Annotated in this window: 16 protein-coding genes; 4 read left to right on the forward strand and 12 right to left on the reverse strand. The window is 53.6% G+C overall.

Features of this window, described 5'->3' with window-relative positions; genetic code table 11:
• Positions 1–3: 3 nt before the first annotated feature.
• From wcaD to RTX30_RS05855, 7 genes are all read right to left on the reverse strand, one after another.
• Entirely contained in the window at positions 4–1,224 is a 1,221-nt protein-coding gene (gene wcaD / locus RTX30_RS05825) for a colanic acid polymerase WcaD (RefSeq protein ID WP_312687742.1), read from the reverse strand.
• Positions 1,199–2,416 carry a colanic acid biosynthesis glycosyltransferase WcaC gene (gene wcaC / locus RTX30_RS05830; protein ID WP_312687744.1) on the reverse strand — a complete coding sequence of 406 codons (1,218 nt, stop codon included), beginning with the start codon at positions 2,414–2,416 and terminating at the stop codon, positions 1,199–1,201. Before wcaC ends, wcaD begins: the two co-directional genes overlap by 26 nt.
• A complete protein-coding gene (gene wcaB / locus RTX30_RS05835; protein WP_312687745.1) occupies positions 2,413–2,904 on the reverse strand; it encodes a colanic acid biosynthesis acetyltransferase WcaB in 492 nt (163 codons plus the stop codon). The genes wcaC and wcaB overlap by 4 nt, the downstream gene beginning before the upstream one ends.
• A complete protein-coding gene (wcaA, locus tag RTX30_RS05840) occupies positions 2,904–3,749 on the reverse strand; it encodes a colanic acid biosynthesis glycosyltransferase WcaA (RefSeq protein ID WP_312687747.1) in 846 nt (281 codons plus the stop codon). The genes wcaB and wcaA overlap by 1 nt, the downstream gene beginning before the upstream one ends.
• Before the next feature lie 107 nt (positions 3,750–3,856).
• Positions 3,857–6,025: a tyrosine-protein kinase Wzc gene (wzc, locus tag RTX30_RS05845; protein ID WP_312687749.1), complete on the reverse strand. Its 2,169-nt coding sequence runs from the start codon at positions 6,023–6,025 to the stop codon at positions 3,857–3,859.
• A 2-nt stretch (positions 6,026–6,027) separates the two neighbouring features.
• Positions 6,028–6,471 carry a low molecular weight protein-tyrosine-phosphatase Wzb gene (gene wzb, locus RTX30_RS05850; protein WP_312687751.1) on the reverse strand — a complete coding sequence of 148 codons (444 nt, stop codon included), beginning with the start codon at positions 6,469–6,471 and terminating at the stop codon, positions 6,028–6,030.
• Between the two features lie 6 nt (positions 6,472–6,477).
• Positions 6,478–7,617 (reverse strand): polysaccharide export protein, encoded by a 1,140-nt coding sequence (locus tag RTX30_RS05855; protein WP_312687753.1) that lies wholly within the window; start codon positions 7,615–7,617, stop codon positions 6,478–6,480.
• Positions 7,618–8,309: 692 nt separating this feature from the next.
• On the opposite strand from RTX30_RS05855, the gene RTX30_RS05860 reads away from it, so the two are divergent.
• A complete protein-coding gene (locus RTX30_RS05860) occupies positions 8,310–9,893 on the forward strand; it encodes a TerC family protein (protein WP_312687755.1) in 1,584 nt (527 codons plus the stop codon).
• A 30-nt stretch (positions 9,894–9,923) separates the two neighbouring features.
• On the opposite strand, the gene RTX30_RS05865 is transcribed toward RTX30_RS05860, so the two are convergent.
• The gene (locus tag RTX30_RS05865; RefSeq protein ID WP_312687757.1) at positions 9,924–10,679 is read right to left on the reverse strand and encodes a DeoR/GlpR family DNA-binding transcription regulator; all 756 of its coding nucleotides are present in this window, start codon (positions 10,677–10,679) and stop codon (positions 9,924–9,926) included.
• 84 nt (positions 10,680–10,763) lie between these two features.
• Here RTX30_RS05865 and RTX30_RS05870 point away from each other — a divergent pair, with 84 nt between their 5' ends.
• Positions 10,764–11,348: an NUDIX domain-containing protein gene (locus tag RTX30_RS05870; RefSeq protein WP_312687759.1), complete on the forward strand. Its 585-nt coding sequence runs from the start codon at positions 10,764–10,766 to the stop codon at positions 11,346–11,348.
• Positions 11,349–11,397: 49 nt separating this feature from the next.
• On the opposite strand, the gene asmA is transcribed toward RTX30_RS05870, so the two are convergent.
• From asmA to udk, 3 genes are all read right to left on the reverse strand, one after another.
• Positions 11,398–13,248, reverse strand: coding sequence for an outer membrane assembly protein AsmA (gene asmA, locus RTX30_RS05875; protein ID WP_312687761.1), 1,851 nt, complete (start codon positions 13,246–13,248; stop codon positions 11,398–11,400).
• Positions 13,249–13,273: 25 nt separating this feature from the next.
• Complete coding sequence (gene dcd, locus RTX30_RS05880; RefSeq protein WP_312687764.1) at positions 13,274–13,855, reverse strand: dCTP deaminase; 582 nt, start codon at positions 13,853–13,855, stop codon at positions 13,274–13,276.
• A gap of 86 nt (positions 13,856–13,941) precedes the next feature.
• Entirely contained in the window at positions 13,942–14,583 is a 642-nt protein-coding gene (udk, locus tag RTX30_RS05885; RefSeq protein ID WP_312688212.1) for a uridine kinase, read from the reverse strand.
• Positions 14,584–14,937: 354 nt separating this feature from the next.
• On the opposite strand from udk, the gene RTX30_RS05890 reads away from it, so the two are divergent.
• Entirely contained in the window at positions 14,938–18,267 is a 3,330-nt protein-coding gene (locus RTX30_RS05890) for a diguanylate cyclase (protein WP_312687766.1), read from the forward strand.
• A 76-nt stretch (positions 18,268–18,343) separates the two neighbouring features.
• Here the strand turns inward: RTX30_RS05890 and alkA are convergent, their stop codons facing one another.
• Positions 18,344–19,192: a DNA-3-methyladenine glycosylase 2 gene (gene alkA, locus RTX30_RS05895; RefSeq protein WP_312687768.1), complete on the reverse strand. Its 849-nt coding sequence runs from the start codon at positions 19,190–19,192 to the stop codon at positions 18,344–18,346.
• 134 nt (positions 19,193–19,326) lie between these two features.
• Here alkA and yegD point away from each other — a divergent pair, with 134 nt between their 5' ends.
• Positions 19,327–20,679 (forward strand): molecular chaperone, encoded by a 1,353-nt coding sequence (gene yegD / locus RTX30_RS05900; protein ID WP_312687770.1) that lies wholly within the window; start codon positions 19,327–19,329, stop codon positions 20,677–20,679.
• Positions 20,680–20,735 lie beyond the last annotated feature (56 nt).

Below are 20,735 nucleotides of genomic sequence, written 5' to 3' on the forward strand. Positions count from 1 at the left end.
TCATCATCTTGCCGTTATATTCAACGCCTTGCGCAGAATAAATGGACAAACAATTAAAAACGCATATTCCGGGCTAAAAATTGACCCCGTAAAAAACAACGATATCGGAGTGAACAAGTAAAGCTGAACGCGAAAATTCTGATTATTGCCAAAGGCGCTGATCATCATTTTCCCAACTTTAAACAGGTACCATCCGGTCAGTATTACTGCGAACCATGAAAAATAAATGATCAGCAGATACAACCCATTGTCTATTGTTTTCCCGACGTCTGCACCGTTAAAGATTCCGAATGATGCGACATATTCATAAAGTGAGCCGAATCTTACTACCCCGTCGATATTGGTCAGGGAATATCCCACCATCACTAACGGACCGATAATACGGTAATAAGAGGAAGAACCTTCCGTCCCTAAATCGCCAATGCGTGTGGCGATATATGGAAAAGCAAATACCAGGCCGACAATAAACACTGCCAATGAAATAATTGCTAACGGTAACTTTTTACGGATCGCGTCTTTGTTCAGATACTGGAAAGCCCACTCCAGCAGGTAGAACAGGATAAACGTCATTACCCCAGAGAACGATCCCGAAAGTACTATCCCTGCCAAAATCATAGCATCGGTCTTTGGCGTTTTGATACCGAACTGTTTCACGCTGAGCCAAATTGAGATTAATGCCAGAGCGAAGAAGGCCGGTTCGAAATAGAGTGCCGTGGTTCGCTTACCGCCAAATTTGATGAAATTCAGCACGTAACTGTTGCTGTAGATGAGATATTTCGAGATCGTTTCCATCAAACTGCTGCCGCCAGTAAGGATAATCTGCGCCATTTCCATTGCCGCAAGCATTACCACAAACGTCACCACCATATAGAAAAATCGCAAAATCTTATGGTAGTTATGCGGCGATATGGTTTTAAACCGAATACTCCATACCATGCCGATAATAATCACGATGTAGACAAACAGCATCGTCGACGTGACATATTTACTGGCGTCCAGCGATTTACCGAACACGAAGTTGAACAGCGTCAGCCCTGCCCCGGCGCCTAATGCGATCATCAGCTTTTTCACGCTGATCCTGTCCACGTACAGCAGCAGCAGTAGCGGAAGGAACGTCACAATGGTGACCGGGAAGCTTTCGCCGAGCGAAATTATCTTAACGTTGACCAGCAGGTAAATCAGCGGCAACAAAAGATAACTACAGACCCTGATAGAATGAGACATATTCCTCCAGCATCTGTTGTCCACTGTAGGCCTGGCGGCTGCGGGCGCGGAACGCCTCCAGACTGTCGCCAAACACCGCCTGCGCGATCTCCGCTTTATGGCACTGCACCAACGGCAGCACCTCTTGTTCGCTAAAGGTTTTCCCGCCAGATTTTTGCAGTACTTCGCGCGCCGCATCACTGTGAGTGGCAATCACCGGTACGCCAATCGATAAGGCTTCACATAAGATCAACGGGTAGTTATCCACGCGCGAGGTAAATAACAACGCATCCATCTGATTGAGTTCACTCATCAGTTTGCGTTTGTCAGTGAGAAAACCGTGGTTCACTACGTTTTTCGCTTCAAAGGGCGAAAACTTGCCGAAAGTGTGCAACTCAACGCGGTCATCCAGCGCCATTATGTCGCGCACCAGCTGCTGGTTCGTTTTACCGTCGTAGCGCAAATCGTGGGCCACCACAGCAATTTTGGGTTTCCCCTGGGTTACGGTCACGGGCGAAAGCTCTGAGAGAATCGCTTCTGTCGCCACATCGATGCCGTTATTAATAATGCGGCAACGGCCTGCGCCATACAGGCTATTAAATGCGTCCGCAACGTGCTGGCTGGGCGAGATAAACTGGCAACCCAGCGCCAGCATCTCGTTAAAGAGCGCACGCTTACTGGCCACTAACTGATGCGCACGATCCACTTTCACCGGCGGATAGTTAGTCAGCGTTGGGCATTTCTGGCAGTTGTTTTTCCAGCCTTCACAGCCATCGGTAAAGGCGCAGCGCCCTGTCACGCTCCAGTGATCGTGCAAGGTCCAGACAAACGTGACATCGGGCTTATGCGCTTTCACCTTCTGGCAAAATTCGACCACCTCTTTCAGGTTTAACCAGTAGCTGTGCATCACATGAAAATGCAGCACCACTGGCTCTGCCGTGCGGGTAATGGTGCGATAGAGATTGTTTAAATTGCCAAACACATCTCGGTTAAACAGGCGAAACAGCGCCAGGTTGGCCATCGACGTCAGGCGCGGTGTCTGTTTGTAGACCTGCGGATAGTCATCGTGACTGACGCTTTTTTTGCCGCCTTTGCCATACCCATAGATAAAACGCGACTGCATCCCTTTTTGTAGCGCACGCTGGTGCAAATCGAGCGCAACACCCGCCGCGCCGCCTTCGGCAAGGCGGACATTAAACTGCAAAATATTCATTTGATCACCTTCACACGCGCTTTCTCACCGACCACTAACGCGTTGTCCGGCACACTGTCGAGCACGACGCTGCCCGCCCCAATGGTGACGTTGTTGCCGATGGTGATATCGCCAATCATCACCACATTGGCACCGAGTTCAACGCCATTACCAATGACCGGACATGCCAGATTATCTGCCCCGCGGTTTCCAATCGTTACGCCATGACGAATAGTGAAGTCATCGCCCGCTACGGTATTTTTGTTGATAACCACGGCATAGCCATGATGAATGGTGAAACGGCGGCCAATGGTGGCGGCGGCCTGGATTTCATAGCCGAACAGGCATTCGGTGACAAAGCGGTAGAGCAGCAAAACAGGGGCTGCCCAGAGATTGTTAATCACATGCTTTTTGCGCCATACGGAGCAAAAATGGGCAATGCGGTAGGCCGCAACCATGCAGCATGGGCGCAGACTCCAGTGGTTTGCGCGAAAGTCTTCCAGACGCATTATTTCCCCCGCAATCCATCAGCCAGACGTTTACCGTTGCGCAGTGAAAACAGCGTTAACAGCGTGCGCCAGTTCATGCGCTTATTGCGGATTTGGTACAGCGTAAACAGTTGGTATTTTTTACTGGCGCGGTCGAACTTCGCTTTGTGCTTACGGTAAAAATGGAAATAGCCGGAAAACTTCTTCGGCGACGAGGTGATCTGCATTTCACCGTGATTAATGTGCAGGATCTGCGTAGCTTCTTCGATTTTCGCTGGCTCGCCGTACTCTTCCACCATGCGCAGGAAAATGTCGTAATCCTGCGCGGCTTTCAGTTGGGTATCAAACAGGCTTTCTTTAAAGCGCCATGCCCAGGTAAACACCTGATTACCCACAATGTTGCGCTTGTAGAACAGCTTGCGCGAGAACGGCGATTTCGGGTACAGCGGCAGACTGGCTGGCTGGCTATACACTTCGCCCTGGCAGACATAGTCATTGGCGTAGAGAAAGCCGCGCGTGTTCAGCAGATCTTTATGTGCCAGAAAGACAGACAGACGGTTTGGTGTCCATTCATCATCGTCATCAATGCCGGTGATGTATTGCCCCTTCGCCTGCAAAATCGCCTGGTTGCGCACCGCGCAGGCACCCGAGTTGAACGCGTTGCGTGTATAGCTGACACGCGGATCGCCCAGTTCTTCTATAAATTGTTGTAACTGCTCAAAGGAGGCGGAGCAGTCATCAACGATGATCATTTCCCAGTGCGGATAATCCTGGCGCAGTACCGATTTGATGGCGCGGATCGCCAGCTGCTGCCGGTTCCAGGTTGGCATATAAATTGAAATTAACGGATTTGCTGTTGTGCTCATGATGCGATCCCTAATACGTTCAACATGCCGCTTTCGCCCTCACTCCCGCCCTCCCCCGCTATTTCGGGAGAGGGAGGAGCGCGCTGAGGGTAGAGGTGAAGGTCTTGTTATTTCGAATCGGACTTGTATTCGTACTCGTAGTAACCGTAATCCTGATAGCCCGTGGCCCGGCGGAAGATCGAGTTCAGGATCACGCCCTTAACGTCAATGCCGTTCTGCTCGAAGCGGCTCAAACTGGTCTGGATCTCTTTCAGCGTGTTCACCGCGTAGCGGGCAACCATCAGAGTCGTGCCAGCGTGACGACCCACGACGGCCGCATCGGTCACGGCAAGAATTGGCGGGGTATCAATCAGTACCAGGTCATAGTGGCTGCTGGCCCACTGGATCAGCTGTGCGAAACGCTCGCTCATCAACAATTCAGAGGGGTTCGGCGGGATCTGCCCGCGCGGCACCAGGTCAAAGTTGCTGATGGAAGTCGGTTTGGCGCAGTTTTCCACCGGGCCTTTACCGGCCAGCACATCAGACAGGCCGTTGATGTTGTCGGTGCCCAGCAGTTCGTGGGTATAGCCTTTACGCATATCGCAGTCGATCAGCAGTACGCGTTTGTTGGCCTGGCTCACCACCGCGGCCAGGTTGGCGCAGACGAAGGTTTTACCAATTGACGGGCTGACCCCGGTCATCATCAGGACATTGTTACGCGACTGCATCATGGCGAAATGCAAACTGGTGCGCAGGCTGCGAATGGCTTCAATCGCCAGATCCGTTGGGTTACCGACCGCCAGCAACTGGCTCTGTTTGTAACGCTTAACGCCTTTATTGGTTTTGATGGTGTCGCGTGCTTTTTGCCATTCCGACAGCGGAATGCTGGCATAAACGGTCATACCATGCTCTTCCAGTACCTGCGGGCTTTCAACACCACGGTTGAACAGTGAACGCAGCAGTACGGCCACTATTGAGACAATCAGACCAAGAATAATGCTGCCGAGAATAATCAGCGCCTTCTTCGGTTTCAGCACACCAGGTTGGGTAATCGCCGGATCCACGATACGCACATCGCCAACGGTACTCGCCTGGGTGATACGCAGTTCCTGCTGTTTATTCAGCAGTTGCATGTAGACTTGCTGGCCAGATTCGACATCACGGGTCAGACGCACAATTTCTTGCTGCGTTTGCGGCATGGCGGTGATGCGATCGTTCAGTTTGGCTTTTTCATCTTCCAGTGCGCGGCGTTTTTCCAGCAGTGTGCGGTAAGCCGGGTGCACTTTGGTGTACAGCTTGGAAATCTCGGCCTCACGGAAGGTCAGCTCGTTTAACTGCGCATCAATGTTGACCATCGAATCCAGCACGGATTTCGCTTCCAGTGGCAAATCCACTGAATCTTTCGTCTGACGATAGGCGTTCAGTTTATCTTCGGCGACGTCGAGATTGTGGCGCACTTCTGGCAACTGCTTATCGAGGAAAATCAGGCTCTTGGCGGCTTCTTCTGATTTGCGCTCAATATTCTGCTCAAGGTAATTGCGGGTAATGCTATTAAGGATGGCGCGGATCTGCTCACGATCTTCGCCGGTAAAGCTCAGGCTCAGCACCCCGGTATCTTTACCTGTCTCGGTGACAGTAAGGTTGTTCTGCAGGTTGTTGATCATCCCCAGCGTCGAAAACTTGGTTACGGTAAACTCGCTATCCGGAGACGCCTGAATCGACCCAACCATCATGCTGACGCCGGATTTGCTCAGCAACTGCCCCACTTCACCGCGGGCTTCAAAACCATTATCACTGGACAGAATGTACTGTTTCGGGCCAAGCACCTTCACCGTAAAGGTGTCTTCATTCATGCCTTTCGGCAGCGTAAAGGTGGTGACTTTTACCGTTTCATTCTGGCGCCCCATCAAGCGGTCCCAACCGGCACCAAATAACGGGAAGGTGTTTTTGACCACGGAAATATCGAGGTCGAGATCATCCACGGTTTTGCCCAGCACCAGGCGTGACTGGATGAGCTGGATTTCTGCTTCCGAGGCGGGTGGTTTGTTCGACAGTGCACTGTTCAGATCCTGAACCAGTGAACTGCCCGTGTTCTGCTCGATTTGCACCAGCGCGTCTGCGCTATAGATCGGCGTAGCAAACAAGCAATATACGACGGCGATAAGCGCAAACACCGACGTAATGCCGAGCACCCACCAGCGAGCTTCAACAATTGTGCCCAACAAACGGCCAATATCAATTTCGTCATTGCCCACCGCCGGGGCAGCATGATGCGATTGGTGTGTTTTCTCTGTCATTGTTATCCCTGCTGAGCTTGCAATGCCTGCGCCCATTGGCGGGCAGACTGATCAAGTAAGGTGTAAACGGCTTCAAAGGCTTCGCGGCTTTTGCGATAGGGATCGGGGATTTCCCGTTCGTTATCCCAGTGGCCAAACAGCATGACCTTTCCACGCATTTCCGGGGCAATCTCGCACAGCGCGGCAATATGGCGCTTTTCCATGACCAGAATCAGGTCATATTCGCGGCACATTTTCCCGGTAATTTGCCGCGCGATGTGCCCCTCCAGAGAAAGTTGATGATCCGCCGCCACACTTACGGCGCTGGCATCGGCGCTACGTCCAGACAGCGCCCCCAGACCAGCAGACTCCACAATTAATGCGGGTTGGTATTTTTTCAGCAGCCGCTCTGCCGTGGGGGAACGGCAAATGTTCCCCACACATACCACCAAAATTTTATTGAACATTGCGCATTACCATTTATGTATGGTGCTGGCCGAATCGGTCATGTAGCGAAGGCCACTGATTGTCGGCAGCAACTGGGAGATAAGACGATTCCAGCGCGCCACCGGAGCAGTTGTGACGTACACCACGTCATACGGCTGGAGTCTGAAATTCGTCGCCATCACCAGTGACGTGGCGTCTGACATATCCAGTTGGTAAATATTGGCAATCTTGCCGCCGCGACCGTTCTCGCCTGTCAGCGGACGGATCACAAACACACCACTGGCGTTGGAGGTTGTCAGATCGATACCTTCGGCCTGGCCCAGCGCTTCGGTCAGCGTCATGCCGCTGAAGTCCATTTTGAGGGTGCTCTGTTTTTTCACTTCACCCATCACGAAGACTTTCAGATCGTCATTACGTGGAACGAAAAGAATGTCGCCCGGGTAAAGCAAACGGTTCTGGCTTAGGTCGCCGTTTTGCATCAGCGCTTGCAGAGAAATGCGCTGCTCTTTCCCCTGGTGGGTCAGAACAACGTTGCGCCAGTCGGCATTATCGGTCAGACCGCCCGCGGCGTTGACCGCATCAAGTACGGTAAGCGGCACGTTGGTAATGGCCTGTTGACCGGATTTGCCCACCTGGCCTGAGATATAGGCTTTTTGCGAGCGGAAGGCGGCGATATTAACGTCCACCTGCGGGTCAGCGATGTACGTCGCTAAACGGCCGGTAATATCACTACGGATTTCGCTAAGCGTTTTGCCGGCAACCTGAATGCGGCCGACATAGGGGTAAAACATGGTGCCATCTGGCTGTACCCAGTTACCGGCATCGCTGGAGCTGCGATACTGACCGGCCGGGGTGGTCAATTCCGGGTGATCCCAAACGGTGACGTTCAGGACATCGCCAGGGCCAACACGGTACTGGTAGGCCGCAATTTCCTGATCCAGCGACATATTTGGCTGAGCAACATTCGGACGCGGGCGCAATTGTTCAATCAGACGCGGCGTCAATGGGTAAACGTTCACCATGCGGTCTAAATCAAAGTCTGCATCCTGCTGTTTAATCACATCCTTTCCCATCGTAGACATATTGCTACCGGGGAAAACTGTGCAGCCACTCATTAAGCTTATGGACACCAATAATGGCATCAATTTCGTTTTAGATTTCATCATTGATTAATTATCACTTTGGCAGAGTAATTATCCTGTGCGATTTATATAAGCGCTCAAGCTGTACACAGATTCAGAATGCAGTTAATCGCGAAGAAATATAACTGGCATCAGTCCTAAAAAGAGCTTATTCAACCACATGCGAATACAGAATAATCTGGGTTATCTGACAACTGTCGGGCACGCTACCGCCCTTGGCTTTCAGTAACCAAACCACTGATTCGACGCTAAGGTATTGCCAGACATCCTTTTTATCCTCTTCTGACGATGACACGAGACAGGTCAGATAAAATACTGCGGGTGGTGTTTTTAGCACTGACAAACAATGCTGAAAATAACATCGCTGGTATATTTGAATGATGCACGGAGAATTGTTGCAGCTAAGCGAATAGCAGGCAAGTTAACATCTGGTGATTAACATCTTTTTAAGAATAATATTAAGGCCAAACTTTTCGTTTTTTAGGATTTTACGTATATTGACAAATTCAATATCCACGACTACCCATGCGAAATGTCTTAATTTGATTATTATTCAGATACTATTAATCCCAATAAAAATAGGGAAAAGAGATTGTCATATATCCTGTTTGGCATATTAAATAAGATTAATCGTAGGCTGGCGTTGCATTTTCTGTCGGCTTTATCCATGATCGCCCTGTGACAATTGTCATATCACTGAAGGTGTTACGTTAACGATGGAATGGATTGCCGATCCGTCAATCTGGGCTGGGCTGGTCACGCTAGTGGTGATCGAACTGGTGCTCGGGATTGATAACCTGGTTTTTATTGCAATTCTTGCAGAAAAATTACCCCCCGCAGAACGCGATCGCGCCCGTGTGACCGGGCTTATTCTCGCCATGCTGATGCGCTTACTGCTACTGGCCTCGATCTCCTGGCTGGTGACACTGACCAACCCGCTATTTACGGTACGGGATTTAAGCTTCAGCGCCCGCGATCTGATTATGTTAATTGGCGGCCTGTTTCTGCTGTTTAAAGCCACGGTCGAACTTAACGAACGGCTGGAAGGGAAAGATAGCGATAACCCGTCGCAGCGGCGCGGGGCAAAATTTTGGGGCGTGGTGATACAGATAGTAGTGCTGGATGCCGTCTTCTCCCTCGACTCGGTGATCACCGCGGTGGGCATGGTTGACCACCTGGCGGTAATGATGGCGGCAGTGATCATTGCTATCTCCCTGATGTTGATCGCCAGCAAATCGCTGACCCGCTTCGTCAACAGCCACCCAACGATTGTGATCCTCTGTTTAAGCTTCCTGCTGATGATTGGCTTTAGTCTGGTCGCAGATGGCTTTGGTTTCCATATACCGAAGGGGTACCTGTACGCGGCGATTGGTTTCTCTGTAATGATTGAAGCCCTGAATCAGCTGGCGATTTTCAACCGGCGGCGCTTCTTATTCGCCAATCAGACGTTGCGTCAGCGCACCACCGAAACAGTAATGCGCCTGCTGAGCGGGCGGAAAGAAGATGCCGAGCTGGACGCCGACACCGCGTCGATGCTACGCGATAGCGATGACAACCAGATTTTCAACCCGCAAGAGCGACGCATGATTGAACGTGTACTGAACCTGAATCAGCGTTCCGTCAGCAGCATTATGACCTCGCGCCATGATATTGAGCACATTGATCTCAGTGCGCCGGAAGCGGAAATCCGCGCCCTGATCGATAAAAATCAGCATACCCGGATGGTCATCACAGGCGGAGATGATGAAGAAGAGTTGCTCGGTGTCGTGCATGTGATTGATCTGTTGCAGCAGTCGCTGCGCGGGGACGCCCTGGATTTGAAAGCCTTAATCCGCCAGCCGCTGGTATTCCCGGAAACCCTGCCGCTGTTACCGGCGCTTGAGCAGTTCCGCAATGCCCGTACGCACTTTGCTTTCGTGGTGGATGAGTTCGGTTCCGTAGAAGGGATTGTCACGCTAAGTGACGTGATGGAAACCATTGCCGGTAACCTGCCCAATGAAGTCGAGGAGATCGACGCCCGCCATGATATTCAGAAAAACAGCGACGGTAGCTGGACAGCTAACGGCCATATGCCGCTGGAAGACCTGGTGCAATACGTTCCCCTGCCGCTGGACGATAAACGTGAGTACCACACCATTGCCGGCTTGCTGATGGAATACCTGCAACGGGTGCCACAGCCCGGCGAAGAGGTACAGGTGGGTAACGTCATGCTGAAAACGCTCGAAGTGGAAAGCCATCGCGTGCAGAAAGTGCAGTTAATCCCCCTGCAAAGCGAAGACGATCTCGATTACGAAGTGTAGCCCGCCAGGCCACGAAGGCCCGGCAGGACTTCAGGCTTTGACAATCGCGATCCCCCGGTGCGCAAACCCCGCCAGACTGCTGGTGTCGGTTTGCGCATCCACCACCAACGTATTGACCAGCGAGATATCGCCAATCACCCATGGTGAGGCAGTATGCAGTTTTTCCGGAGAGGCCAGCACTACCGTTTCTGCCGCCCTGTCTGCCATTGCTCGCTTGATCCGCGACTCTTCAAAATCCCCGGTGCTCAGACCGGCCTCCACATGTACGCCTGTCACACCCATAAAGAAGAGATCGGCGCGCACGCGGGAAATGCCTTCCAACGCCGCAGCACCAACATTGACGATCGAGTGCTTATAAAGCTGACCGCCAATCATTATGACCTTGATCAACGGATGTTGTGCCAGCCCTACCGCAATGCCCGGGCTGTGAGTCACTACCGTCAGATGGAGATCCGGCGGGAAGAAAGTGATCAGTTCGGCAGTCGTTGTTCCTCCGTCAATCATCACCACCTGGCCCGGCGACACCAGCTCCGCCCCTTTTTGTGCAATGCGCCGTTTGGCGTCCGATTGCAGGCTCTGGCGTTCTGAAAAAGTGGCGATAGCCGCAGAAGCTGGCAGCGCCCCGCCATGAACACGCTGGAGGCGTCCCTCAGCGGCCAGCTCACGTAAATCGCGGCGCACGGTATCTTCAGAAACGCCAAAAAGCTCGCTGAGATGTTTAGACAGCACCTGCCCCTCTGCGGCCAGGCGCTCAAGGATCAACTGCTTACGTTGTGAGGTCAGCACTGCGCACTCCTGTTTGCACGAAATATCTTGATAATGCACGAAACTGCACGTTATGCTGCAAATATTACGTCCACAGGAGCCACCATGCAAACTGAACATGCACAAATACGCATTATTTCCTCCAGGCCACTATCAGAACACTGGGGAAAACTCACGCAATACACTTTCGACTTCCGTCGTCGTGATGGCGAATACCAGCGCCAGACCCGCGAAGTGTACGATCGTGGTAACGGCGCGGTGATCCTGCTTTATAACAAAGCCCGCCGTAGCGTTATCCTCACCCGGCAGTTTCGCCTGCCGCTGTTTGTTAATCAGCACGATGGCTTTTTGCTGGAAGCGGCTGCCGGGCTGCTGGATGCGCTTGAACCGGAAGAACGGATCAAGCATGAAGCGGAAGAGGAAACCGGCTATCGCCTTGAGCAGGTACAGAAGGTTTTCGAAGCGTGGATGAGCCCTGGTTCGGTCACGGAAAAGTTGCACTTTTTTATTGCCGAATATGACGACAGCAGACGCATCAGCGATGGCGGCGGGCTGGCAGACGAAGGCGAAGATATTGAAGTGGTGGAAATGGAATTCAGCGCTGCGCTGGCGGGGATCCGCAGCGGTGAAATTGCCGACGGCAAAACCATTATGCTGCTACAACACCTGGCACTCGAAGGCATAATGTAATGCCGCAATGCGCTGCGCATGTCCGGCCTGCACGAGGCCGGACAGGGCGTTACATTTTATCGAGCAGTTTTTTTACATCTTTACCGCTCTGACGATCTTTATTGCGATCCGCCCAGTCACTAAGGCGGCGTTTGGCTTCATCCTGCAAATGCTTACGCAGCAATTGATCGACCTGCAGACTGTAATTCAGCGCCTGCCATTTACCGTAAACGGTAAGCGGGATTGGGGTGTTTTTCAGGAACTCGACCAGCTCTCCCTCACCCTGCCAGCCTTTCAGCACCCGCACATTAAAGCGCGAATTCGCCGTCTCCTGCAGCAAATCCATGTGCCCTTCGCCAGTCAGCGACAGCACCGGGGAACTACCCTGCATATCGCTGAAAGTGACCTGACCTTCTTCCAGCGAAAGATCGGTGGTGAACGTGTCCAGCCGTGTGGCCGTTTCAAAATTATCCTGCGCCTTTACATCACTGCTGCGCGCAACAGCCTGCTGGACGAGTTGCTGGAAGTTAAGCCCTTCCATACGACTGTTTTTCAGATCAATATGCGCTTCACCCTGCCAGTGACGACGGAAATTGTCCGCGTCGATACGTGGCCCGGAGAAATCCCCCGCCAGCGTCAGGTCGCCACTGAGGCCGAGAGGATAGTTGAATGCCTTAAGAATGGTGCCGATCTCAATGTCGGTCAGACGCGGCTGGAACATGGCCTGCGACTGCTCGCTACGCACATCCAGCGAGCCAGGCAGCGATATCTGACCATTGCCCATTTTCCCTTCGAGGGTCGGAATGGAAAGCAGGCCCTGCTGGTTATTAAACAGCCCCTTCACGTCGGTAAATGTCATGCCGCGCCAGCGCAGCGTCTTCGCAGTCAGGCCAATCTGCGCGCTATAGTCGCGCAGGCTGTTATATTGTGGCATATCCTGGCTGTTGGCGATCACCGGCCGGGGCAGGCGGTTTTGCGCCTGCCCCGGCTGCTGCACGTCGGCACTGGCGGCGGCGGACGCTTCCGGCACCAGTAAGTTATCCAGATTCAGGTTGGCGAACTGCAACTCCAGCGCCCAGACCGGCTTCTCACCCAGCGTCACACTGCCATTACCCGTTAAGGCGCTGTCGTTGGCTGTCAGACTGAGGTTGCTTAGCGTCACCCGCTGTTGGGCGCTCTGCCACTGCACTTGCAACTGCCCTTCCCCGGCAATGCCTTGCGCCGGGATATCGCCGCCCTGCACTTGCCATTTCAGATTGTCGATCACCGCGGTAAGCGTGTGCGGGTAATCGTGGGCATCCATTTTCGCACTGAGCGACAACGTCAGGTCGCGCTGATTGCGGTTCACGCGCCCGGAGAAATCCAGCGTCGCCTGATGGCGGGCATCCTGTTCCATTTGCAGATGAATATCGCGTACGGTGACCTGTTCATCATTTTCATGCTGTAGTACCAGTACGCTGTCGGCCACCTGCAAACCGGCAATGTCCCACGACCAGCCGCGATCGTCCGCCACATCCGGCAGGGTATTTTCTTGCGGTGCCACCGGCGCGTCTTTTTGCGCCACGGGTTTGCTGCCGGGGATCAGCTGAATAATCGCCCCTTTCAACATCACCTGCTTGACCTGCAACTGGTGTGAAAGCAGCGGCCAGAGCGCGACATCAAGACGCATATTGTCGGCTTTTATGACCGGCGTTTGTGCCCCTGGCGCGGTTAAAGTCATGCGTCCGGAAAGAATGCTAAGCTGCGGCCAGACATGCCAGCGCAACGGGCCATCAAGCTGAAGCTGATAGCCGCTGCGCGTTTCGACCTGGCGCACCATGTAAGCGCGAAAATCGTTGGGATTGACCAGCAATACCAGCGCCGACAGGCCGGCTACCAGCACGACCAGTAAAATCATCAGCGTGGTTAACACTCTTCTCATGGCATCCTCAGTACGGATAAGTCACTCAGTCTTTATCAATACGGCTGGCTACAGCGCCTTGCTGATCGCGGTACTTGGCATCTTCACGGCGGTTATAGGGACGATCGGCCGGGCCGGAGAGCGGTTCAAAACTCAGCGCGCCAATCAGCATACCCGGACGCAACGCCAGCGGTAACTTGCCCGAATTATAGAACTCCAGCACGATACAGCCAGACCAGCCCGGATCGATACGGTGTGCCGTAACATGCACCATCAGGCCCAGGCGCGCGAGCGACGAGCGGCCATCCAGCCAGCCCACCAGATCCGCAGGCAACGTCACGGACTCGTAAGTGACAGCCAGCGCCAGTTCACCCGGATGCAGATAAAACGCCTCACCCTCAGCGAGGACAATTTCATCACTCATCACGCGGTCGAGTGCGGCACTGACCTCATGTTTCGGGCCGCTTAAATCAATAAACGCCGCCGTATGCCCACTGAATGTGCGGAATTTGTTGCCCAGACGGACATCAACAGTAGCGCCATTAATTCGCTCTACCGGCGGACGCGGGTTAATCGCGAGGCGGCCCTGATCCAACCAGGCTTCAATATCGCGGTCACAAAGACGCATGGCACATTCTCCTTTTGGTGCGACATCCCCCTGAAGTTTCCTCAGGGGTCAGTGAGTTAATACTGAGTGTTACAGCCTAACATGTATTATTCAAAAAATTGGCTGATTTTGGCTTTCAGGATGTCAATGGCGATACGGTTTTTACCCCCGCGCGGCACAATGATATCTGCGTACTGTTTGGAAGGTTCAATAAATTGCAGGAACATCGGACGCACCGTTTTTTGATACTGGGCCATGACCGAGTCCATTGAGCGCCCGCGTTCATTCACGTCGCGCTTGATACGGCGCATCAGGCAGATGTCCAGCGGGGTATCGACAAATATTGAGAAGTTCATCTCACCGCGCAGGCGGGAATCCGTGAGCAGCAGGATCCCTTCAAGGATGATCACTTTTTTAGGCTCAATAAGAATCGTTTCCTGCGTACGGGTATGTTCGACATAACTGTACACGGGCAATTCAATGGCTTCGCCGCGCTTAATAGACTGTAAGTGCTGGAATAAGAGGCTGTGATCCATCGCGCTTGGATGGTCGTAGTTGGTTTTGACACGTTCTTCCATCGACAAATGACTTTGATCTTTGTAATAGCTGTCTTCCGGAATAACGCCAATGTGTTCATCACCAACCTGTTCGCGCAGCTCACGATAGAGTGTACTGGCAATAAGACTTTTACCTGAAGCGGAGGCGCCGGCGATACCGATGATGACGCACTGATGAGACTTATCAGTCATAAATTTAGCGACCTGATTAACCTGGATGTAAAGGAAGGACGACGCCGGGGCGTCAAACGCGGCAATTATAGGGATTTCGCGGTCGCGATACCAGTCGAATACGCGCGTGATGAAGGCCATGGCAAACGGCGGGGATTTTCAGCCAGCAGAGTGACTTTGGGCAAATTTAAACGTGCAAAAATGACGCAGCGTGCGCCATTTTTCGACCGACTAAGTAATTAATATCATTATGATGTCAAATTATGAGCGGCTACCATAGGAATTGTAAATTGTTTGTACTAGCATAATCCAAAATTCAAATTTATACGTCCGGACTCCGTTCCCGACGGAACAGGATTTGCGGATTAGGCGGTAATGAAGAAACAATACCAGCGCGTTTTGGTTACCACACCCCATCCTGGACTGCGGCTCGTCAGTTTAGGTCTGCTCTCTTTTATCTTCACCCTGTTCTCGCTTGAGCTGATTCGTTTTGGCACGCTGATCGCGCCGCTGTGGTTTCCGACCGTCATTATGACCGTCGCCTTTTATCGTCATGCCGGGCGGATGTGGCCGGGCATTGCTTTCGCCTGTGTATTAGGCAATGTGGCCGCCACCGTCTTTCTCTTCTCGGTGAATTATGTCGATTTACGCTATACGGCAATCAATATTGTCGAAGCTGCCGTCGGCGCTATCTTGTTGCGCAAACTGCTCCCCTGGTACAACCCGCTGCAAAATCTCGGTGACTGGATCCGCCTCGCTATCGGCAGCGCGCTGATCCCTCCGCTGGTCGGGGCCGTTCTGGTCTGCTTGCTGGTACCGGGCGACTCGCTGCTGCGCACTTTCCTGACGTGGTTTTTATCCGAGTCGATTGCCGCGCTGGCCCTGGTGCCGCTGGGTTTGCTATTTAAACCGCACTATTTATTACGTCACCGTAAACCGCAATTGCTGGTGGAAACCCTCGCGACCCTTGCGGCCACGCTGGTACTGAGCTGGCTGGCGCTGCATTACTTGCCCTGGCCCTTCACCGCCGTGATTGTGCTGTTGATGTGGAGCGCGGTGCGGCTGCCACGTGTCGAAGCATTTTTAGTGTTCCTGAGTACGGTGATGATGGTCTCAATGGTCATCGCGCTTGACCCGCAACTGATTACCCAGCCAAGAACCGGCGTGATGATCAACGCCCCCTGGCTGCCTTTCCTGATGATCCTGCTTCCGGTTAACGTGATGACGATGGTGATGTACGCGTTTCGCGCGGAGCGCAAACACATTACCGAGAGTGAGGAACGGTTTCGTAACGCCATGGAATACTCGGCCATCGGCATGGCACTGGTAGGAACCGACGGCCAGTGGCTTCAGGCCAACAAGGCGCTGTGCAAGTTTCTCGGCTACAGCCAGGAAGAATTGCGTTTAATGACCTTTCAACAGCTGACCTGGCCGGAAGATTTGAGTGCCGATCTTGAACAGATGGCGCAGCTGGTGCGCGGCGAGATCCCCAGCTACTCCATGGAGAAACGGTATTACACCCGCAGTGGCGATCTGGTCTGGGCGTTACTCGCCGTTTCGGTAGTGCGCCATGCAGACGGTACGCCGCTCTACTTTATTGCCCAGATAGAAGACATTAACGATCTGAAACAGACCGAATGGGTAAATAAGCGGTTAATGGAGCGCATTACGCTCGCCAACGAAGCTGGCGGTATTGGCATCTGGGAGTGGGAGCTGGAGCCAGACATTATCAGTTGGGATAAGCGGATGTTCGAGATGTACGAAGTGCCCTCGCACATCAAGCCCACCTGGCAATTGTGGTATGAGCGTGTGGTGCCGGAAGACCGCGCTGAAATCGAACGCGTGATTCGCGACTCGCTGGTCGCACGCATCGCCTTTAAGCTAGAGTTCCGCATTAACGTAAAAGGCGGCATTCGCCATATTCGTGCGCTGGCGAACCGGGTACTGAACAAAAACGGCGAAGTTGAACGCCTGCTGGGCGTCAATATGGATATGACCGAGGTTAAGCAACTTAACGACGCGCTGTTCCAGGAAAAAGAGCGCCTGCACATTACGCTGGACTCCATCGGCGAAGCCGTGCTTTGTACAGATGTCGAAATGAATGTCACCTTTATGAACCCGGTGGCTGAAAAGATGAGCGGCTGGTCGCAAGAACAGGCGATGGGGCAACCGCTGCTCACCGTGTTGCGAATCACCTTTGGCGATCACGGCCCGACGATGGAAAATATTCACAGCGGAGATATGTCCCGTTCGGATATTGAACAGGATGTGGTTTTGCACTGCCGGACAGGCGGCCATTTCGATATCCATTACAGCATTACGCCACTCAGTACGCTGGACGGGCAAAATATCGGTTCGGTACTGGTCATTCAGGACGTCACCGAATCACGTAAAATGCTGCGTCAACTGAGTTACAGCGCCTCTCACGACGCCCTCACCCACCTGGCAAACCGCGTCAGCTTTGAAAACCACCTGAAACGCCTGCTGGTGACCGTGCAGGAATTCCCGCTGCGCCATGCGTTGGTGTTTATCGATCTGGATCGTTTCAAAGCGGTGAACGACAGCGCCGGGCACGCGGCTGGCGATGCATTGCTGCGCGAAATCTCCTCGCTAATGCTGAGCATGTTACGTTCTACCGACATCCTCGCCCGCCTCGGCGGCGATGAGTTTGGCCTGTTACTCCCGGATTGTAATATTGAAAGCGCACGCTATATTGCCGGGCGTATTGTCGAGGCCATCAATGATTACACTTTTGCGTGGGAAGGCAGTCAGCACCGGATCGGCGCCAGTTGCGGCATCACACTTATTGATCAGAACAACCACCAGGCGACCGACGTGATGTCGCAGGCGGACATTGCGCTCTATGCTTCGAAGAATAAAGGCCGCGGCGTGGTGACCGTTTACGAGCCGCAGCAGGACATGATGACGCAAGAACGCAACGTGATGTCGCAGGACGAGCAGTGGCACATGATCAAAGACAACCATCTGCTGTTAATTGCGCGCGGTGTTGCCTCACCACGCGTGCCCGAAGCCTGTAATTTCTGGCTGATCTCCCTGCGTTTGTGGACCAGCGAAGGAGAAGTCATGGAGGAGTATGCTTTCCGGTCTGGCTTAACCGAGTCAGAACTGATCCGCGCGCTCGATCGCCGCGTCTTCCACGAGTTCTTTCGTAATCATGCCACTGCCGTCGCCGGGAAAGGGCTGGGCATTGCTTTGCCACTCTCCGTCTCCGGGCTTGCCAGCGTACCACTGGTGGATGAGCTGCTGGATCTGCTGGAACATGGCCCAATGCCGGGACGTCTGCTGCACCTGGTGATCGATGCCGATGCGTTAATGCATGAAGGCCCAACCCTGACAGAAAATATGAAGCGCCTGCGTCATGCTGGCTGCCGCATCATTTTGAGTCATATTGGTCACGATCTGGAGGTGTTCAACCGCCTCGCCCCCCATATGGCCGACTATTTACTGCTGGAGCCAGGGCTGGTGGCCAATGTACAGGGCAATTTGATGGATGAGATGATGGTGACCATTATCCAGAATCACGCCCAGCGCCTTGGCCTGAAGAGCATCGCCGGGCCGACCAATCAGCCCTTGATGATGGATACGCTATCCGGCATCGGTATCGATTTAATTTATGGCGATATTATTTCGCAGCCACAACCGCTGGATTTAATGCTCAATACCAGTTATTTCGCCATCAACTGAGGGCGCATACCCTCCAGGTCGCCATACCGTAGAAAATCACACGCTGACCGGGTGCCAGGCGGCCAGACCGAAAGCTTTATTGCTCGTCAGGTTGCCAGCCATCCGTATACCATATATGCAGCAAGGCATATGAACGCCACGGCTGCCAGCGCTCTGCATAACGCCGGGTTTGCGCGGGCGTCATTCCGGCGAAGCGTTGTTTAATCAGGTAGTCATCTGGCAGAAAAATATCCGGTGCCTGCCAGCCACGCAGCGCAAAATAACTTGCCGTCCAGCGTCCGATACCCGGAAATGTCTGTAACGTTTTTATTCCCTGTTCCACATCGGCAGGCTGTGAAAGCGGCAAACGCCCGTCACATGCCGTTTGCGCCAGATAAATCAATGACTCGGCACGTTTAAGCGGCATTCCTAATGCTTTTAGATCTTCCGGCCGGGCTTGTGCTAACTGCTGCGGCGTGGGGAAACAGATAAAACCCGGCGCTTCTTCAAGCGCTTCACCGTAGCGCTGTGCCACCTTTGCCGTCAGTTTTGCCGCCATCGCCACGCTCACCAGTTGCCCTAAAATAGCGCGAACCCCTTGCTCAAAAGGATCGACACAACCGGGTAAACGCAAACCGGGGCGCGCGGCACCTAACTCGCCCAGCACAGAACCGATTAATTGCGGATCGCACTGCAGATCGAACAAACAGGCCACCCGCTGCAGACAATGATCGGCGATGGGCTTCAGGCCTTCGCTAAGAGTAATATTGAGCGTTGCCGTCGCCGCATCCGGTTGCGCGGTAATCAGCCCCCGGTAACCGTCCCGGGCATACGAGCGCACATAACGCATTTCGTCGATCGCTTCGACGCCCGCTACCGCACGCGCACCTAAAAAACTCAGCATCCACGCCCAGTCGTAGGGCGGCTGCCAACGCAGTGTGTACATAACAACTCCTGAAGTGTGAGGCTAACAGCATAAATACCTTAGCGGATCTGCGCCTTGCTTTCATATTCCGGTTGTCGCCTGACGTGCATTCGGCTAAAGTCGCCCCCCTTCTTCACTGGCATGGGGATCACTACGTGTTTGTAGGTTTTGACTACGGTACAGCGAACTGCTCAGTCGCCGTCATGCGCGACGATACGCCGCAACTTTTGACCATGGAAAATAGCAGCACGCTGCTGCCGTCGATGCTTTGCGCACCTACGCGCGAAGCGGTCAGCGAATGGCTGTTCCGCCATCATCAGGTTCCGGCAACGGGAAGCGAAACCCAGGCGTTGCTGCGCCGGGCGGTCAGCTTTAACCGCGAGGAAGATATTGAGGTTTCGACAAACAGTGTGCAGTTTGGCCTCGCCTCACTGCGCCAGTATGTCAGCGATCCGGAAGAAGTGTACTTCGTTAAATCGCCGAAGTCCTTCCTGGGTGCCAGCGGGCTAAAACCCCAGCAAATCGCGCTGTTTGAAGATCTGGTTTGCGCCATGATGCTACACATTCGCCTGCAGGCCGAGTCGCAACTGCCTGAAGACATTGACCAGGCAGTGATTGGTCGCCCGATCAACTTCCAGGGGCTGGGCGGAGAAGAAGCCAACGCGCAGGCGCAGGGGATCCTGGCGCGGGCGGCCAAACGCGCGGGCTTCCGCGATGTCGTTTTCCAGTATGAACCCGTGGCGGCAGGGCTCGATTTTGAAGCCACGCTCAGCGCAGAGAAACGTGTTCTGGTTGTCGACATCGGCGGCGGAACAACCGACTGCTCCTTATTGTTAATGGGGCCGCAATGGCGCGCCAGGCAGGATCGTGCTGACAGCCTGCTCGGCCACAGTGGTTGCCGCGTGGGTGGTAACGATCTGGACATTGCGCTGGCGTTTAAAAACCTGATGCCGTTACTCGGCATGGGCGGACAGACAGAAAAAGGCATTGCGCTGCCGATCCTGCCGTGGTGGAACGCAGTGGCAATAAACGATGTGCCGGCGCAGACGGAGTTTTACAGCGCGGCGAATGGCCGGTTGCTGAATGATCTGCTGCGCGATGCGCGCGACGCTGACAAAGTCGCACTGTTGCATAAAGTGTGGCGTCAGCGTCTTAGCTACCGCCTCGTGCGCAGCGCTGAAGAGAGTAAAATTGCCCTCTCAGAACAGGCAGACACCGTCGCGCAATTGCCGTTTATTAGCGACAGCCTGGCGACATCCATCAGCCAGGAGGGACTGGAAGCAGCACTCAACCAGCCGTTACAGCGGATCCTTGAGCAGGTGCAACTGGCCCTGGCAAACAGCACCACCACGCCGGAAGTGATCTACCTGACAGGCGGTAGCGCCCGCTCACCCATTATCAAAAAAGCGTTGGCGGAAACGCTCCCTGGTATTCCCATCGCGGGCGGAGACGATTTCGGTTCTGTAACGGCGGGACTGGCGCGCTGGGCGCAGGTATTGTTCCGTTAATCTTCTGCCGGGTGTCCTCCACCCGGCATTATTTTCTGCGCCAGAATACCCCTAAC

This window comes from Kosakonia sp. (assembly GCF_032052965.1).
Taxonomy (GTDB): Bacteria; Pseudomonadota; Gammaproteobacteria; order Enterobacterales; family Enterobacteriaceae; genus Kosakonia.

Excerpts from the sequence above, each read along its gene's own strand:
- alkA (WP_312687768.1), bottom strand. The coding sequence starts at position 19,192 with ATGTACACACTGCGTTGGCAGCCGCCCTACGACTGGGCGTGGATGCTG.
- RTX30_RS05890 (WP_312687766.1), top strand. The coding sequence starts at position 14,938 with ATGAAGAAACAATACCAGCGCGTTTTGGTTACCACACCCCATCCTGGA.
- asmA (WP_312687761.1), bottom strand. The coding sequence starts at position 13,248 with ATGAGAAGAGTGTTAACCACGCTGATGATTTTACTGGTCGTGCTGGTA.
- wcaA (WP_312687747.1), bottom strand. The coding sequence starts at position 3,749 with ATGAGCACAACAGCAAATCCGTTAATTTCAATTTATATGCCAACCTGG.
- RTX30_RS05860 (WP_312687755.1), top strand. The coding sequence starts at position 8,310 with ATGGAATGGATTGCCGATCCGTCAATCTGGGCTGGGCTGGTCACGCTA.
- wcaD (WP_312687742.1), bottom strand. The coding sequence starts at position 1,224 with ATGTCTCATTCTATCAGGGTCTGTAGTTATCTTTTGTTGCCGCTGATT.
- wzc (WP_312687749.1), bottom strand. The coding sequence starts at position 6,025 with ATGACAGAGAAAACACACCAATCGCATCATGCTGCCCCGGCGGTGGGC.
- RTX30_RS05855 (WP_312687753.1), bottom strand. The coding sequence starts at position 7,617 with ATGATGAAATCTAAAACGAAATTGATGCCATTATTGGTGTCCATAAGC.
- wcaB (WP_312687745.1), bottom strand. The coding sequence starts at position 2,904 with ATGCGTCTGGAAGACTTTCGCGCAAACCACTGGAGTCTGCGCCCATGC.
- udk (WP_312688212.1), bottom strand. The coding sequence starts at position 14,583 with ATGACTGATAAGTCTCATCAGTGCGTCATCATCGGTATCGCCGGCGCC.
- RTX30_RS05870 (WP_312687759.1), top strand. The coding sequence starts at position 10,764 with ATGCAAACTGAACATGCACAAATACGCATTATTTCCTCCAGGCCACTA.
- wcaC (WP_312687744.1), bottom strand. The coding sequence starts at position 2,416 with ATGAATATTTTGCAGTTTAATGTCCGCCTTGCCGAAGGCGGCGCGGCG.
- wzb (WP_312687751.1), bottom strand. The coding sequence starts at position 6,471 with ATGTTCAATAAAATTTTGGTGGTATGTGTGGGGAACATTTGCCGTTCC.
- dcd (WP_312687764.1), bottom strand. The coding sequence starts at position 13,855 with ATGCGTCTTTGTGACCGCGATATTGAAGCCTGGTTGGATCAGGGCCGC.